Genomic DNA, 14,023 nt, shown 5'->3' on the forward strand with positions numbered 1-14,023 from the left:
TCCATGACGGCAAAGCAAAAAAGCCTGGGCATTATGACCCGATGCCACGGCCCGCATTTTCAGGAAAAATCGTACTACAAAAAACTGACGCTGATCGGACGCAAGGCAGGCATTCACGTCTTTGTCTTTTCACCGCGCCAGGTTGATTTTGAGTCCCGTACCGTCGCCGGGTTCGAATATCGTAACGGCGCCTGGCGCAGCGGAATCTTTCCGCTGCCGGACGTCATCTACGACCGCTGTTTTGTCGGTCCGTCATACCGCCACTATAAACCATTCGTGAAGAAGTTGCAAAACGACCCGCAGATTACGTTTTTGGGCCACGGTCTCTCCGGCAAGTGGCAGGTGCACCAGATGTTGAGCAAGTCGCCGGAGTTGGCGGCGTGGATTCCTCCGACCGAGATACTGACCATTGCCGCGCTGCGGGAGATGCTGGTAACGTACGGTGCTGCCGTAATCAAACCGTCTGCCGGCACGCACGGTGCCGGCGTGGTGCGGATCGTTCCCACTCTCAACGGCTTCGAGATTGTCGGGCGGGATCGGAAAAACGAGCCGTTTTCCCGCATGATTCGCACAGCGCAAGGGCTGAAGAGCTTCATCGCCAGCTTTACCGCCGGGCGGACGTTTCTGGTCCAGCCGTATCTGTCGCTGCACGCACCGGACGGAACGCCTTTTGACGTGCGCGTTCTGGTGCAAAAGAACGGCCTCGGTACGTGGGAAATCACCGGAAAAGCCGTCCGGCTGGGCGACAAGCGCAGCATCACGTCCAATCTCCACGGCGGCGGCAAGGCTGTGCCGCTGGGTCCTTTTCTCGCCCAGCATTATCAGCCGGAAGTGCAAGCCCGCATCGAACAGGAAATCGACCGCCTGGCGACTGAGCTTCCTCCCTATCTCGAGAAGGTGCACGGCCGGCTGGTTGAGCTGGGGATTGACGTCGGCATCGACACGGCGGGCAACGTCTGGATCATCGAGGTAAACAGCAGACCGGGACGGACCGTGTTCCGCCTGATTGACGATCCAAAGGCCCGGCTCCGCTCCATCGCGCATCCGGTTCGCTACGCCCGCTATCTCATGAAAAGTATGTAGGAGGTACACAACGCATGGAATCGATCATAGTGCGGCTCCGCTTCCTGTCCTACCCGCATGTCTCCGGCATTATCCTGCCGTCCCACCTGTTCCAAAAGCTGCAGCTGCGTCCCCGCCAAAAGATCAAGGTCTCGCTGGGAAAACGGGAAGTGGTCACGACCGTCTTTCAGGACCGGCGAAATCCGGACAGCAGTATCGTCAAGGTCACGAGCCTGTTGAAAGCCGATCTGGGCATTCCGCACGGCGGGCTGATCCACATCAAATGGGAAGATGACACCCTGCGCATCGGCCCCTCCATCGGTATTGTCACCACTGGACTGCGCAGCAATTCCCGCCAGCCGATCGGAGCGCGCACCTCGTTTTTTTACAACCTGCTGCAGGCTCAAGAGGGGAAAGGCGTCTTTTACTTTATCTTCTCTCCGCACGACGTAAACTGGAACGATCACCGCGTGGACGCCTGGTTTTTGCGCCCGTCGAAGCGAGGCGGATACGTCTGGCGGAAAATGAACACCGCCCTGCCCGACGTCGTCTACGACCGCATTCCTTCCCGGATGATGGAGCGTCAGGAAGCGGTTCAGGAATTTAAATTCAGGCTGGCTCACTACGTAAATCTGCCGATGTTTAACCAGGGGTTTTTCGACAAATGGACCGTGCATCAAATCCTCTACCCCAATCCCGAAGTGAATGAACACATCCCGGAAACCTATTCCTCGCCGTCGCTGCAGACGCTCCGCACGCTTTTGCGGAAATACCCGCTCGTCTATCTGAAGCCGAAAAACGGCAGTCTGGGGTACGGGATCGTCAAGATCGTCCGCCATCCGGGCCGCGGCTTTGACGTCACCTACCACTCCGGCAGCAAAATCGTCAAGCGGCGCTTTGCCAAGCTCTCCTCGCTGTACCAGCACGTGTTTCGCACCCGCCGTGTCGGCTCCTATCTGGCTCAACAGGGCATCTCGCTCATGACGTTTGACGGCCGGCCGTTTGACTTCCGCGTCCACCTGCACAAGAACCAGCAAAACAAATGGGTCGTCTCCTGCATGGCAGCCAAAGTGGCCGGCTCCGGCAGTGTCACCACCCACGTCCGCACCGGCGGAACCGTCATTCCAGGCGATGAACTTCTGACATACCTGTTCGGCAGAAAGAAAGACCTGATGGTTGAACGCATCACCCGAGCCGCCATCCTCATCGCCACTGCGCTCGAACAGGCGAGAGGGACAGACATGGGAGAACTGGGGCTGGACATGGGGATTGACACCCACGGCCACGTCTGGATGTTTGAAGCCAATTCCAAGCCGGGGCGGTCCATCTTCAAACACGCCCGGTTGAAACAGGCGGACCAGGAATCCAGCCGCCTGCTTGTCGACTACAGTTGTTATCTGGCCAACTTTTAAGCAGCGAGGCGAACCACCGTACAGGAAGGAGGAAACACCCATGCTCCAACAGCGCTCCGGGTGGCTGACCATCCTCCCCAGCGGCCGATGGTTTTTGCACGTCCCGCGACAAGCGCTCACGCCGAACAACCCCCGGCAGTTGATTGCCCACCTGGGGCCGTTTGACTGCAAAAAACGGCTGCACCTGGGCAATCCAAAGCCGAAGCCGGGCCGCATCCGTACCCGCATCAACTGCAAGACCGTCGACAACACTTTGAAGATCGGACCGTTGATCGGCATTCTGACTGTCGGGGACGGACCGACCTTTCTCGGCAATCGTGACCATTTCAAGGACCTCTCCCTCTCCGGCAAAAAGTTGGGCGCGTTGGTCTACGTATTTACTCCACAGGGGATCAACTGGGAAAAGAAACACGTCCGCGGCTATCTGTACGACGATCAGCAAAATCAGTGGCTGGAAACCGTGCTGCCGTTTCCGCACGTCGTCTACAACCGCGTCCCGTCGCGCCAGGCGGAAAGACGCTCGGACGTGAAGCGAGCCCTGGATCAGATCGAGGACTTGCAGAACGTCACGCTTTTCAACCGCTGCTTTTTTGACAAGCACACGCTGTTTCGCATGCTCAGCAGCCACGCAGAGGTAGCCCCCTTTTTGCCGGAGACGAAGAAGCTGGATACGTTTGCCCATTTTCGGACCTTCTGCAACAAACACCGGTTTGTCTACCTGAAGCCCGTTCGGGGCAGGGCCGGTCAGGGCATCATGCGGGTGGAGCTAAACAAGAACGGCTGGTTCCTGCAGCGACTGCAGGAAAAACGCGCGATTTCCCGCCGCTTTTCCTCGCTGTACGCCGTCTGGAAACACGTCAAATTGCACATGCGGAAACAGGGGTACATCATGCAGCAGGGAATCCATCGGGCGCTGTATCTGGGAAAGCCGTTTGACGTGCGCGTCCTGGTGCAGAAAAACGGCAAGGGCGAGTGGTGTGTCACCGGAATCGGCATCCGTCGCGCCGGATCGCAAAACATCACCACCCATGTGCCGCGCGGCGGCTCGATTCACCCCCTGTCCACCGTGCTGAACGCCCTGTTCCAGGAAGATGCTGCGGCTGTTGAAACGAAGATCAAGGAGACCTCGCTGACCATCGCCCGCGCCCTGAACGAAGAGATCAAAGCCTTGGCGGAAATGTCGATGGACCTGGGACTGACCGCGGAAGGACAGCTTTGGTTTTTCGAGGCCAATGCCAAGCCGGAAAAGTTTGACGAACCGTCCATCCGCCGTTCCTCCCTGTCCAACCTGATCCGTTACGCACAATACGTCTCCCGCCTTCCCGGCGGCAAGGGAAAGGCGGCGGGATCGAGGAGCTAAATCGCCGGCTGATTGAGGCCGGCATGTTTTTTACCCATGTGCAATTGTAGGCATAGGACCGAGCATCCGTTTTCTTCCAAATGAGAATTCTCTTGAATTGACGTTGCGTGCATGAGCTTCTAATCCTTGGAAATGATAATGGCAGGAGGTGTAAACACACATGAATCACTTCACACAAAACCAACAATATCAGCAGTTTCCGTCCATCGTTGCCCCTGCCAGCGCCATGTTTCAACCTGGTTTTGCCGGGACCAACGTGCAGGAGGTGCGCCAACTGAACCAAGGCGGTTATTCCGCATCCCTGAGCGGCGGGTACGCGCAGCAAGCTCAACCTCAGCAGCCGATCAGCCATTCGTTCGGCAGCGCTCAAGCCATTTTCCAACCCGGTTTCGCCGGGACTAACGCACAGGAAGTCCGTCAGCAAAACCAAGGCGGCTATTCCGCATTCCTGGGCGGCGGGTACGCGCAGCAAGCTCAGCCGCAGCAGACGATCAGCCCGTCGTTTGGCGGCGGTGTGCAGGCCGTGTTTCAACCCGGCTTTGCCGGCACCAATGTACAGGAAGTGCGCCAACTGAACCAAGGCGGCTATTCCGCATCCCTGAGCAGCGGGTACGCGCAGCAGGCTCAGCCGCAGCAGTCGATCAGCCCGTCGTTTGGCGGCGCCCAAGCCATTTTCCAACCTGGCTTCGCCGGCACCAACGTGCAGGAAGTGCGCCAGCAAAACCAAGTTGGCTATTCCGCATCCCTGGGCGGCGGGTACATGCAGCAGGCTCAGCCGCAACAGTCGATCAGCCCGTCGTTTGGCGGCGCCCAAGCCATTTTCCAACCCGGCTTTGCCGGCACCAATGTGCAGGAAGTGCGCGCCCTCAATGCAGGCCAGCCCGCTCCGCAGCAAACTGGCTCCATCTTCCCGAGCAGTTTCTGATGTCGGCACAACCGGCTTACATGAAAAACGTGACCGTCCCAAAACGGGCGGTCACGTTTTTTCGTGTTGATTGCAAGCATGTCCTGCGCCGGGCAGATTGCCTCAGCCGGAGACGGTCGGCGCAGCGGAGGGTTGGGCTTCTCTTGCGGCCATGATCGCCGCATACAAGTCATGCAGGTCTTTCAGGCTCTGCTCGTCCACGGTAAACGTCACGTCTCCAAACGTGTATCCGTCCCTCTCGACGCACGCCAGACCAGGGCCGTCATGCTGCCACTGCGCCTGGACGCAGGCCTCTGTCTCATCCAGCAGCTCCCGCACCTTTACGTGCTTTTCCAACGTATCGCGGAAGCGCTCCATTACCTCCGCCTGACGCTCGTCCTGCCGCGCCAGCCGATAGAGAGCCATCTCTATTTGCAGCCAGCAGGTGACGTAGAAGTGAAACTCCAGAAACAGCGTGGTCATCGCCTGCCGCAGTGCCGCGTCGCTGTCGCTCTCCCCTCTTTGCAGCCAGGCTGCCCTGACGTCCGCCTTTTTCTCCTGGATTAGATCGTAGTGGCTGACCGCTCCCCGGTAAAACTTGCGCACGATGTTGTACAGCATCTCCGGCGTGCGGGGCGGCAGTCCCCGGTAGCGATGTTTGACATCCCGCATCGTCACGTCGCCTCTTCCTGTGGTTTCTCGTGCTTTCATTGTACCGCAGAACCGGCGATCGTGCGCACCAAAAACCTCTGATTACAATTTACAATGTCTTCATGCCGGGCTTCCAGTTGGCCGGGCAGAGACCGCCCGCCTGCAGTGCCTGCAGCACGCGGAGCGTTTCGTCGACGCTGCGGCCGACATTCATGTCCGTCACGACCTGGTAGCGCAGCACACCTTCCGGGTCGATGATGAACAGACCGCGATGGGCCGCGCCGGTTTCTTCGTCAAGCACGCCGTAAGCCCGGGCCGTCTCCTTGGTAAAGTCGCTGGCCAGCGGGAACTTCACGGGCCCGATGCCGTTTTGGTCGCGCGGCGTTTGAATCCAGGCGCGGTGCGTATAGACGCTGTCCGTCGACACGCCCAACACTTCGCAATCCAGGTCGTGGAATTCGTCCAGGTGGTCGCTGAACGCGGTCACTTCCGTCGGGCAGACAAAGGTAAAGTCAAACGGCCAGAAGAACAGGACGAGCCACTTTCCTTTGTAATCGGCCAGGGTGACGCGCTCTTCCAGCGTCTCCAGGTTTTTCGTCGTCAGCATGTTAAAATCGGGGGCCGGTTTGCCTACTTTCAGTTCCACTTGCGGTGCTGTCACGTTCGTTGTCATGATGATGTCTCTCCTCTCCGGGTATGGGTATTGGGTTACTGGGCCTGTTCTTCCAGGCTGGCCAGCGCTTTTTTGATGCGGTTCGGGTTAAATCCGAGAATCTGCTTGTCGCCGATCAGCGTCAGCGGCACGGACATCACGCCCAGACGTCCCAGCTCCTCGCGATACGCCTCGTTTTCGTCAATGTTGCGCTCTTCGTACGCGATGTTTTGCTCCTCCAGATAGGATTTCAACTGCTTGCAGAAGCCGCAGTTGGTGCTGGAATACACGATTGCTTGTGCCATGAAATGATCGCTCCTCTTCTCTTTGGAATGCTTATTTGTACTGTGGTACGATTTTGGACCGCTTGTTGATGTACTTGTCGGCAGCCATCGCCGCGATGGCGCCGTCAGCGGCTGCAACGACCGCCTGCTTGACCGGTGTTTTCCGCACTTCGCCGGCGCCAAACACACCCGGTACGGCAGACTGCATGTACTCGTCGAGAATCATGTACCCTTCTTCATCCAGCGGGACCTGATCCTCGAGAAAATCGGTGCCCGGTTTGCTGCCCGACAGGAAGATGAACACGCCGTCGACAGACAGCAGCTCCTCTGCGCCGTCCGGCCGTCGGATGCGGATGCCTTCCACCTTCTGTTCGCCGACGATCTCCAGCGGACGTGTGCGGAACATTACCTCCGTATTGGGCAGCTCCGGCATCTCGTCTACGCCCTGCAGGTCGCCGCGCGGGATGATGAAGGTGATCTTGCCGGCAAATTTGGTCAGCGCCATGGCTTCTTCCAGCGCCTCTTCCGTGTCGCCGATGACCGCGACGTGCTTCCCTTGGTAAAACGCGCCGTCGCAGGTGGCGCAGGTGCTGACACCTCTGCCCAACAGGCGTTCCTCGCCGGGCAGCATGCGATTGCGTCCCTTGGAGCCGGTGGCGACAATCACCGCTTTGGCTTCAAACGTACCGTGCGCGGTGTAGATGCGTTTCACCTCGTCCTCCACATCCACGGCCGTAATCGTCGTCTGCAGGAACTCGGCGCCAAAGCTCTTGGCCTGCCGATTCATTTTGTCCAGCAGTTCTTTACCCGTCAGCTCGCCTTCCACGCCAGGGTAGTTGGCGATCTTATGGGTCAGGGCAAGTGCGCCGGTGCCGGGCGCTTTGTCGATCACCAGTGTCTTCAGGTTGCCCCTCGCCGTATAGATGGCTGCGGATGTGCCTGCCGGACCTGCGCCGATCACAATCACATCGTACATTCCAGCTCCCCCCTCTTTCCCAAATCAAATTAAAATAATTATCAACTAGGAACAGTTATCATTATACTTGATACAAAATGAAAGTCAATATCTATTTATAATTATTTTAAATAAAAACGCGTATGTAAAACATGTTTGACATTTTTCCATATGATTGGTACGCTGTATATGTAAAACATCTTTTACATTTCCCCAATGGAGAGACCGCCATGGAAAACAAGATCAAGCAGCTGCGCAAGCTGAATAACATCTCCCAGGAAGAACTGGCCAAGATGTGCGGCGTCTCCCGGCAGACCATCAACGCCATTGAAAACAACAAGTACGATCCCAGCCTCAAGTTGGCGTTTCAGCTTGCCCGCGCGCTTGGAGTGACCGTCGACGAATTGTTTCACGCGTAAGGAGGAGATGTAAGATGAAGATGACGACACGGATATGGGGTGCCGCAATAATCGGAACGGCCACTGTCATCATTGCGGGGTTTACCGCATATAAGTTGCTGATGGGCCAGCCCGTCGGCTTCAATGAGTTGATGCCCACGGCTGTTCTGCTCGGTTCGTTTTTTACCGCAATCACCTGGGGATCGCCTGAAGAGGGCGACGGCCCAGCCCAGGATGAAGAACTGGGTCGGTATATCACGATGAAAAGCGCCAAAATTAGTTACTTTATCCTCATCGGCCTGCTGCTCGCTGCGCTCGCCGTGGAAAAATGGGCGTTCGACCGGGAAAACATGGCGCTGATTGTGGTCACCTGCTTCGCGATGATCGTTTTACCCTTTACGGAATGGATCGTGTCCAGGCAGTACCGCTGAAAGGAAATCTCCCCAACGCACACAAGCCCGAGCTGTCCCGCCCGGGCTTGTGTTTTTTCTCTCCTATAAACCTATAACACGTTGGCTGTGCAGATGTGCCGGTAGCGATTGCAGCGGCCCATCCCCTCCGCGTCCGCTCTCTTTCGGCCGTCAAAGAACAGTCGCTCCGCTTCCAGTTCCTCGATTCGTTCGATCGTTCCCTGCAGATAGTCCGTGACGCGCCGGATCGCGGTGTCAATCCGCGCAAGCAGTCCGCCGTAGCGGATATCGAGCACCTCCCAGCCAAACGGCTTGTAGATGCGATGCCACTGATCGCGATGCACCCGCCGCAGTTCATCGACGCGCCGGTGCAGTTCGGGCAGATCGCGGGTGCACAGCCGCTCCAGCTGATCCCGCCTGTTTTCCTCGTACGAGCGCTTCAGCCGGATGCCGATCTCGCTTTTCACGCTCAAGACTTCACACAGCCTGACCGGCACCTCAAATACGTGCCGCCACGCCTCGTTTTGCCGCGCCGCCTCTGCCAGCGCACCGGCCAGCCAGCGATAATGGGAAGCGACGTCCCGCCCCTCCACGTGCCGGTCAAACAGACCAAGCAAGACGTCCTGCCAGAGCAGGTACCGGCCGGGATTGTCCGGCTCCAGCGGCTGCCGCCACTCGGCACCGGGGGGCGTGTCAATCGAGCCGAGCAGCCTGAACGCATCGGGATCGGCGCCCGTGCAAAAGCGAAATCGCCTGTTCAGCTTGCCCTCGTCCAACTGCCGGGCGTAGCCGTGTTCGGCAAACAGCTGCAGGCCGAGCAGGCTGGAAAACAGGTGATTCTCCCCTCCGTCGTCCATCCAGATCGTGGCAAACACATCCCTGATCCCCTCCCGCTTGCACGCCTCAAGCGCTGCGTTGGTGGCGAGGAACGTTTTCTCGTAATGGGTCCCGATCCCGGAAAACGTCCAGATTCCCCCGGCAAAGACGGGCGGGGAGCCGAACTGCTTGTGCAGGCGAATGTACTTCTCGTAAAAGGCCGGGTCGGTGTGGTAGTAGTCCCAGTAGACATACCTGACGTCCTGCGGCATGCCGGTGATCACGTCTTCAGGGATGACGGCGGCCTCATCGTAATAGTCACCTGTCTTTGACCCGATCCGGATGTACATGTCGCTCCAGATCATCGGCGTAAGGCCCAGTCTGCGCGTAATCGCCAGCACGCTGTTCAAGTGCTGCGTCATGATGTCAAACCGGGACCGGTACCCGTGCAGATCTAGATACCTCCCTCTCCCCAGCCCGTGCGCTTCGTCCATCCCGATGTGAATGTTCTTGCTGCGAAACGGCCTGGAGGCTGCCGTGATCATCTCTTCGACAAATTGATAGGTTCGCTCGTCCCCCGCCAACAGCACGTCCGACGTGTCCCGCAGTCCGTCAGCCGCCTTCCACTTTAAAAACGTCTCCAGGTGAGCCAGGGTCTGGATGCACGGGATGACCTCTATGCCAAACTGATGGGCGTAATCGTCGATCTCCCGTAGTTCCCAAGGCGAGTATCGGCCGCGCATGTAGCCGAAGTAGGGTTGGCTGTCGACAGTGTACGTGTCTTCCGTGTACAGCATCAGCACATTCAGGCCCATGACTGCCATGTGCCGCAGCAGCGTTTTCACGCTGTCCACGGTCGGCACGGCATTGCGCGACGCGTCCACCATCACGCCATTCATGGCAAACTGGGGTTCCTCCCGTATCCGGACCGGCCTGGTTGGCCCCTCCCGCAAAGCCTCTGCGAGCAGGCCAAGACCGCGGAAGAAGTGAATCGGCTGATCGTAGCGAATCTCGCCCCGTCCGTTTTCCCACGATACCGTCAAGTCACCCGGCGTGCGGATTGCGCGAACGGGTATGCCGTCCGGCGCGAGATACACGCCCAGCTGCCCGCCAAGCGCTTCCACACCCGCCGCCAACTCCGCCAGTTCTCCGTCCAGGCAAATGCCAAGCCGTGTGCTCATCCGTTTCTTTTCCTCCCCTTCGCATAAGCACTCACACCTTCACCACATACGCCTGCCCGCCCTGCCCCGCATCGCGGCGAATCAGTATTACCTCACCGCTCATGTGCGTTCCGGCGAATTGATAGCTGTCCGGTCCTTGATGAGAGAAGAGCGCCACCGCCGACCGCCCCTCCCGCCGGATCTCCAGCGCCGTTACCTGCTTTGCATCCAACAGGCGGTCCCGCGTATCCCTCACCTCCAGTTCCCGCACGAAAAGGCCGGCTTCCTCCCGCCCCAGATGGGTGGTCAGGACAGTTACAAAGGCGTGAAACCCGTGTGCCGCCTGCCGATAGACCAGCTTCTTCGCCGCCCGCTTCTGGTTGTAGTGGCGGGAAATCCAGCAGGGCTGCATCGTCCATTCGCCTTGGCCGAGCTGTATCAGGGTCAGATTGGCGCCCTCGGAAAAGGCGGTACGGGCCGTATTTGTCTCCCGATCGATCTGCAGCGGGACGTCCTCGGCAAAGTGAAAGTGCTGCGCGTATCCGTGAGCGCCTTCGGATCGGAAGGTATCCACCACGATCCAGCAGTCCGGCGGCACGTACAAAATCCGCCGCAACACCTGCACCGGCTGGCTGAGCGACAGGTACCCGTCGTGCCCCGCCTGCGCGTACGCATACGCCTCGTGAATGCGACAGTACCTGTCAACGGGCAGCGCCGTCCTGCCCCACAGCCACGAGTCGATGTAAGCGGACATCGGCAGGCCGTCCACGGTGACGACGTTGTGCTGAAACGTTTCCTTAAAATATTTGCGCTCGTCGTTTTCCATGTAGGTATAGCGGCCGGCATCGACGAGAAACTCGCGACCGTAGGCAGACAGCTCGATGTGCAGCAGATCGTCGTGACCGTGCGCTTTTCCCGTCAGGGCCATGTGTCCGGCGTCAAACAGCAGATAATGGGCGTCCGGCGACCACTCGCTGCGCATGGCGACATACCCCGCCTGTTCGAGATGAACCGAAACAAACGCAGGCGGTTCGGCCGGGAGCCGCTCGTACGCCTCCACCCCCTCGCGGCCAAAGTACCAGATGCCCTGATAGTCCAGCACGGGATAGGCCTGCGATTTCAAGTCTCCCCGGGAAAACAACACGGCGCCCTGGCAGAGGATGTCGCGAATGTCGGTATCGTCGCTGTCGCTGGCCATCGGCTGGTGACCGTTTGGTTTCATGAGCGCGAGCGAAGCAGTGTACATGTTATGGAGCGTCCGCTTCAGCTCGTCGGGATACGCCACTCCGTTTTTCTCCGCCAGCCAGACGCATTCAAACAGACACTGCAGCACTTCGTGGTGATACATCGGAGACTGTTCGTTGTGCATGCCGTCTTCAAACACCTGCAGGCGGACCATCGCGGACAGCCGCTCGATGGCCGCGCGCAGCCACGTCTGCGCCTCAGCCAGGTCAGGAAACAACAACCCGATTTGAAACAATCCGTTTGTTTCCAAAAATCCCCAGTTGCTCTGCCGATCGTGCGGCACGTAGGCGATGTGCAGATACATGCCGTGCAGCCGCAGCGCCTCCCAAAACAGCCGCTCTTCGTCCCTTCCCCATGCGGGAGAGCTGCGGACACAGTGATAGCCCTTGATCCAGTTGACGATCCGGATGCCGCTGTCCAGTTTGCGCCACGTATCCTTTACGTTGTAATAACGTTCCCGGCTGGCGTGCACCTCTTCTTCCGTCAGCGGGTTTTGCTCCAGCCAGTCCTTCATCAGCCGAACAAAGCCGGCCGCGTACTTTTCGTCGCCGGTCAGCCAGTACGCCTGCCCCAGTTCCGCCATGTACCGCGCCCGATTGAGCATGACTGTCCACTCAAAATCACCGTTGTGCCGGTACGTCCAATCGATGCGTCCGGGAAAGGTGACCGGCGTGTCGCAGCGCTCCATGTCCCAGCGGTGGGTAAAGATAAAGGTGTTTTCGCAAGCGAGGTCCGCCCGTTTCAACACCTCGTCCACCTCCTGCGGCCAATGGGATCGGCAGGCGGCAACCACATAGTCCCGGTCCTGCTCAGACCAAAAATACGCAGGCGTTGTCCTGTGTTCAGCCATGATTTCTCCTCCTCGCGAAGCGGGACGTCCTTTACGCGTGACTCGTCCCCGCTCCGTTCATTCTGTACGCGCGATCATCTTTACCTCGTCGAGCGATTGCCTGACGCACGACTCCGCCTGCTCGCCGAAGTATTCGAACGAGACAAAGCCCCGGTAGCCGCGCCTGACCAGCTCAGCCAACAGCTTCCGATTGTCCACGTCCCCCGTAAAGACGGAGACGGGAACGCTGTCGGCCCACCGCTGCGGCTGCCAGCGGTAGTTTTTGAGATGGACGTGATCGATCCATCGGTACAGGCGATCCAGCGCGACCAACTGGTCCCGTCCGTCCACGTAAAGGTTGAAGCCGTCAAAAATCAGGCGCAGGCGCGGATGATCGGCCGCAGCCAGCAGCGTTTCCACTCCCTCGATGCTGTCGGCGTAGGTGTTGTTGTGCAGCTCCACGGCCACGGTTACACCGTATTGCTCCCCTCGTTTCGCCGCCTGCTGCAGGGCGGCAATCATCCGCTCCCGCTCTTCTGCCGTCGACTGAGCAAACGGCTTCGTGCCGGCAAAGACGCGCACGGCCGGACAGCCCAGCGCGACCGCCTGCCGCATCGCTGCCTCCGTCTCCGCCAGACTCTCCGCTTCCCTGCCGGGAGAAAAATTGGCATACGTGCTGAGCATCGGCACGGCCATCCCCAAGCGGTGCAGCAGGTCGCGCACCTGCGTCAGCGTCCTGTTACGTCCTTTTTCTTCGGCCAGATGTCCCGTCCAGATTTCGAGCCCGTCCAATCCCAAGCGTCTGGCGACAGCGACTGCCTCTTCCAGCGAGTGTTCCTTCCATCCCGTCGTGCACATGCTCCATTTCACCGCGCTGACCTCCCCTGTGCGACTTCCACTTCCGCGCCGAGGTGATGCGAGCGATACATCGCCTCCACCACGCCGACGACACTTTTCCCATACGCCCCGGAGCACTCCGGTTCGGAGCCGGTGCGGATTGCCGCAAGCAGCGCCGCAAACTGCAGGGCGAACGGATCAGCTTCCTCTTCCACCTCGACGCGCCGGTACTCCCCGCCGTCGCTCATCCACAGCCCTTTGCCGCTGACCAGTTTCAGCATCCCGCCGGTAAAGATCAGCTCGGTTTCGTCTTTCGCCGCTCCCTTGTATCCGGACTGTGAAATCGTCGCCACCACGCCGCTGTCCGTCTCCAAATAGGCCAGGCCGCTCCCCTCGACGTCTCCCCTCGGGCCGAAGTGGCTGACAGATGCCTTCACCCGGACCACCCTGCTGTCCGTCAGCCACTGCAGCTTGTCGACGGAATGGACGCCCAGATTCATCAGTATGCCGCCGCCCGCCTTGGCCTTATCCAAAAACCAGGCAGGCCGCTCTTCACGGAAGTAGTGGAGGTGGCGCGTGTCGTTGACCATCACCAGCCGGCCCAGCGCCCCGGTTTTCATCAGCGCTTTGGCTTTGCGGTTCTCCGGCTTGAAGTGCTGGGTATGCCCCACCATCAGCGTCACGCGGTGCTGCTGCGCCGCCCGGATGATCGCATCGCACTCCGCTTCGTTCCTCGCCATGGGCTTTTCCAACAAGATGTGGCAGCCGTGCTCCGCAGCGAGGACGGCGGCCTCCCGGTGCAGGTGGTGCGGCAGGGCCACAACCGCGATATCAGGCTGTTCCCGTTCCACCATCTCCCTGTAGGACGTGTAGGGAGTGACGCCGAAGCGTCTGCCAACCGCCTGTGCCCGCCCGGCGTCGATGTCGGCGACCGCGACCGCCTTTAGCTCGCTGCTCGTTTTGATCGCCTCCAAATGGCTGTTGGCGATTTCGCCCGCCCCGATGACGACGACCCGGTACATGTCCATCACCCTTTCCGCTTGCCGCA

14 protein-coding genes are annotated in these 14,023 nt (G+C 59.3%); 6 read left to right on the plus strand and 8 right to left on the minus strand.

The window, feature by feature from the left end; genetic code table 11:
• Positions 1-3: 3 nt before the first annotated feature.
• The 4 genes from ETC00_RS09465 (at position 4) to ETC00_RS09480 (ending at position 4,759) form a co-directional block, all read left to right on the plus strand.
• Positions 4-1,083 carry a YheC/YheD family endospore coat-associated protein gene (locus tag ETC00_RS09465; RefSeq protein ID WP_171565752.1) on the plus strand — a complete coding sequence of 360 codons (1,080 nt, stop codon included), beginning with the start codon at positions 4-6 and terminating at the stop codon, positions 1,081-1,083.
• Positions 1,084-1,097: 14 nt separating this feature from the next.
• Positions 1,098-2,474 (plus strand): YheC/YheD family endospore coat-associated protein, encoded by a 1,377-nt coding sequence (locus tag ETC00_RS09470; RefSeq protein WP_171565753.1) that lies wholly within the window; start codon positions 1,098-1,100, stop codon positions 2,472-2,474.
• A 40-nt stretch (positions 2,475-2,514) separates the two neighbouring features.
• On the plus strand, positions 2,515-3,834 hold the full coding sequence (locus ETC00_RS09475) for a YheC/YheD family endospore coat-associated protein (RefSeq protein WP_171565754.1): 1,320 nt from the start codon (positions 2,515-2,517) through the stop codon (positions 3,832-3,834).
• A gap of 160 nt (positions 3,835-3,994) precedes the next feature.
• Positions 3,995-4,759, plus strand: a complete 765-nt coding sequence (locus tag ETC00_RS09480) for a hypothetical protein (RefSeq protein WP_171565755.1) — start codon at positions 3,995-3,997, stop codon at positions 4,757-4,759.
• Positions 4,760-4,861: 102 nt separating this feature from the next.
• Here the strand turns inward: ETC00_RS09480 and ETC00_RS09485 are convergent, their stop codons facing one another.
• From ETC00_RS09485 to ETC00_RS09500, 4 genes are all read right to left on the minus strand, one after another.
• A complete protein-coding gene (locus tag ETC00_RS09485) occupies positions 4,862-5,410 on the minus strand; it encodes a hypothetical protein (protein WP_171565867.1) in 549 nt (182 codons plus the stop codon).
• An 88-nt stretch (positions 5,411-5,498) separates the two neighbouring features.
• Entirely contained in the window at positions 5,499-6,062 is a 564-nt protein-coding gene (locus ETC00_RS09490; protein ID WP_171565756.1) for a peroxiredoxin, read from the minus strand.
• A gap of 35 nt (positions 6,063-6,097) precedes the next feature.
• Positions 6,098-6,346: a glutaredoxin family protein gene (locus tag ETC00_RS09495; protein WP_171565757.1), complete on the minus strand. Its 249-nt coding sequence runs from the start codon at positions 6,344-6,346 to the stop codon at positions 6,098-6,100.
• Positions 6,347-6,377: 31 nt separating this feature from the next.
• Complete coding sequence (locus tag ETC00_RS09500; RefSeq protein WP_171565758.1) at positions 6,378-7,301, minus strand: NAD(P)/FAD-dependent oxidoreductase; 924 nt, start codon at positions 7,299-7,301, stop codon at positions 6,378-6,380.
• Positions 7,302-7,510: 209 nt separating this feature from the next.
• Between ETC00_RS09500 and ETC00_RS09505 the strand changes: the two genes are divergently transcribed.
• Positions 7,511-7,699, plus strand: coding sequence for a helix-turn-helix transcriptional regulator (locus tag ETC00_RS09505; RefSeq protein WP_171565759.1), 189 nt, complete (start codon positions 7,511-7,513; stop codon positions 7,697-7,699).
• Between the two features lie 14 nt (positions 7,700-7,713).
• On the plus strand, positions 7,714-8,109 hold the full coding sequence (locus tag ETC00_RS09510) for a hypothetical protein (RefSeq protein WP_171565760.1): 396 nt from the start codon (positions 7,714-7,716) through the stop codon (positions 8,107-8,109).
• Between the two features lie 71 nt (positions 8,110-8,180).
• Here ETC00_RS09510 and ETC00_RS09515 read toward each other — a convergent pair whose 3' ends face one another.
• The 4 genes from ETC00_RS09515 to ETC00_RS09530 are packed head-to-tail and all read right to left on the minus strand — an operon-like array spanning position 8,181 to position 14,003.
• Positions 8,181-10,085, minus strand: coding sequence for a beta-N-acetylhexosaminidase (locus ETC00_RS09515; RefSeq protein ID WP_171565761.1), 1,905 nt, complete (start codon positions 10,083-10,085; stop codon positions 8,181-8,183).
• A 31-nt stretch (positions 10,086-10,116) separates the two neighbouring features.
• Positions 10,117-12,159, minus strand: coding sequence for an alginate lyase family protein (locus ETC00_RS09520; protein WP_171565762.1), 2,043 nt, complete (start codon positions 12,157-12,159; stop codon positions 10,117-10,119).
• Between the two features lie 57 nt (positions 12,160-12,216).
• Positions 12,217-13,008, minus strand: a complete 792-nt coding sequence (locus ETC00_RS09525) for a sugar phosphate isomerase/epimerase family protein (protein ID WP_171565763.1) — start codon at positions 13,006-13,008, stop codon at positions 12,217-12,219.
• Positions 13,005-14,003 carry a Gfo/Idh/MocA family protein gene (locus tag ETC00_RS09530; RefSeq protein ID WP_171565764.1) on the minus strand — a complete coding sequence of 333 codons (999 nt, stop codon included), beginning with the start codon at positions 14,001-14,003 and terminating at the stop codon, positions 13,005-13,007. The genes ETC00_RS09525 and ETC00_RS09530 overlap by 4 nt, the downstream gene beginning before the upstream one ends.
• Between the last annotated feature and the right edge of the window lie 20 nt (positions 14,004-14,023).

Source organism: Brevibacillus sp. MCWH, from assembly GCF_013096935.1.
GTDB lineage: Bacteria > Bacillota > Bacilli > Brevibacillales > Brevibacillaceae > Brevibacillus > Brevibacillus aydinogluensis.

Coding starts and splice junctions, on each gene's coding strand:
- ETC00_RS09495 (WP_171565757.1), bottom strand. CDS start 6,346: ATGGCACAAGCAATCGTGTATTCCAGCACCAACTGCGGCTTCTGCAAG.
- ETC00_RS09510 (WP_171565760.1), top strand. CDS start 7,714: ATGAAGATGACGACACGGATATGGGGTGCCGCAATAATCGGAACGGCC.
- ETC00_RS09500 (WP_171565758.1), bottom strand. CDS start 7,301: ATGTACGATGTGATTGTGATCGGCGCAGGTCCGGCAGGCACATCCGCA.
- ETC00_RS09475 (WP_171565754.1), top strand. CDS start 2,515: ATGCTCCAACAGCGCTCCGGGTGGCTGACCATCCTCCCCAGCGGCCGA.
- ETC00_RS09465 (WP_171565752.1), top strand. CDS start 4: ATGACGGCAAAGCAAAAAAGCCTGGGCATTATGACCCGATGCCACGGC.
- ETC00_RS09485 (WP_171565867.1), bottom strand. CDS start 5,410: ATGCGGGATGTCAAACATCGCTACCGGGGACTGCCGCCCCGCACGCCG.
- ETC00_RS09520 (WP_171565762.1), bottom strand. CDS start 12,159: ATGGCTGAACACAGGACAACGCCTGCGTATTTTTGGTCTGAGCAGGAC.
- ETC00_RS09515 (WP_171565761.1), bottom strand. CDS start 10,085: ATGAGCACACGGCTTGGCATTTGCCTGGACGGAGAACTGGCGGAGTTG.
- ETC00_RS09470 (WP_171565753.1), top strand. CDS start 1,098: ATGGAATCGATCATAGTGCGGCTCCGCTTCCTGTCCTACCCGCATGTC.
- ETC00_RS09480 (WP_171565755.1), top strand. CDS start 3,995: ATGAATCACTTCACACAAAACCAACAATATCAGCAGTTTCCGTCCATC.
- ETC00_RS09530 (WP_171565764.1), bottom strand. CDS start 14,003: ATGGACATGTACCGGGTCGTCGTCATCGGGGCGGGCGAAATCGCCAAC.
- ETC00_RS09505 (WP_171565759.1), top strand. CDS start 7,511: ATGGAAAACAAGATCAAGCAGCTGCGCAAGCTGAATAACATCTCCCAG.
- ETC00_RS09490 (WP_171565756.1), bottom strand. CDS start 6,062: ATGACAACGAACGTGACAGCACCGCAAGTGGAACTGAAAGTAGGCAAA.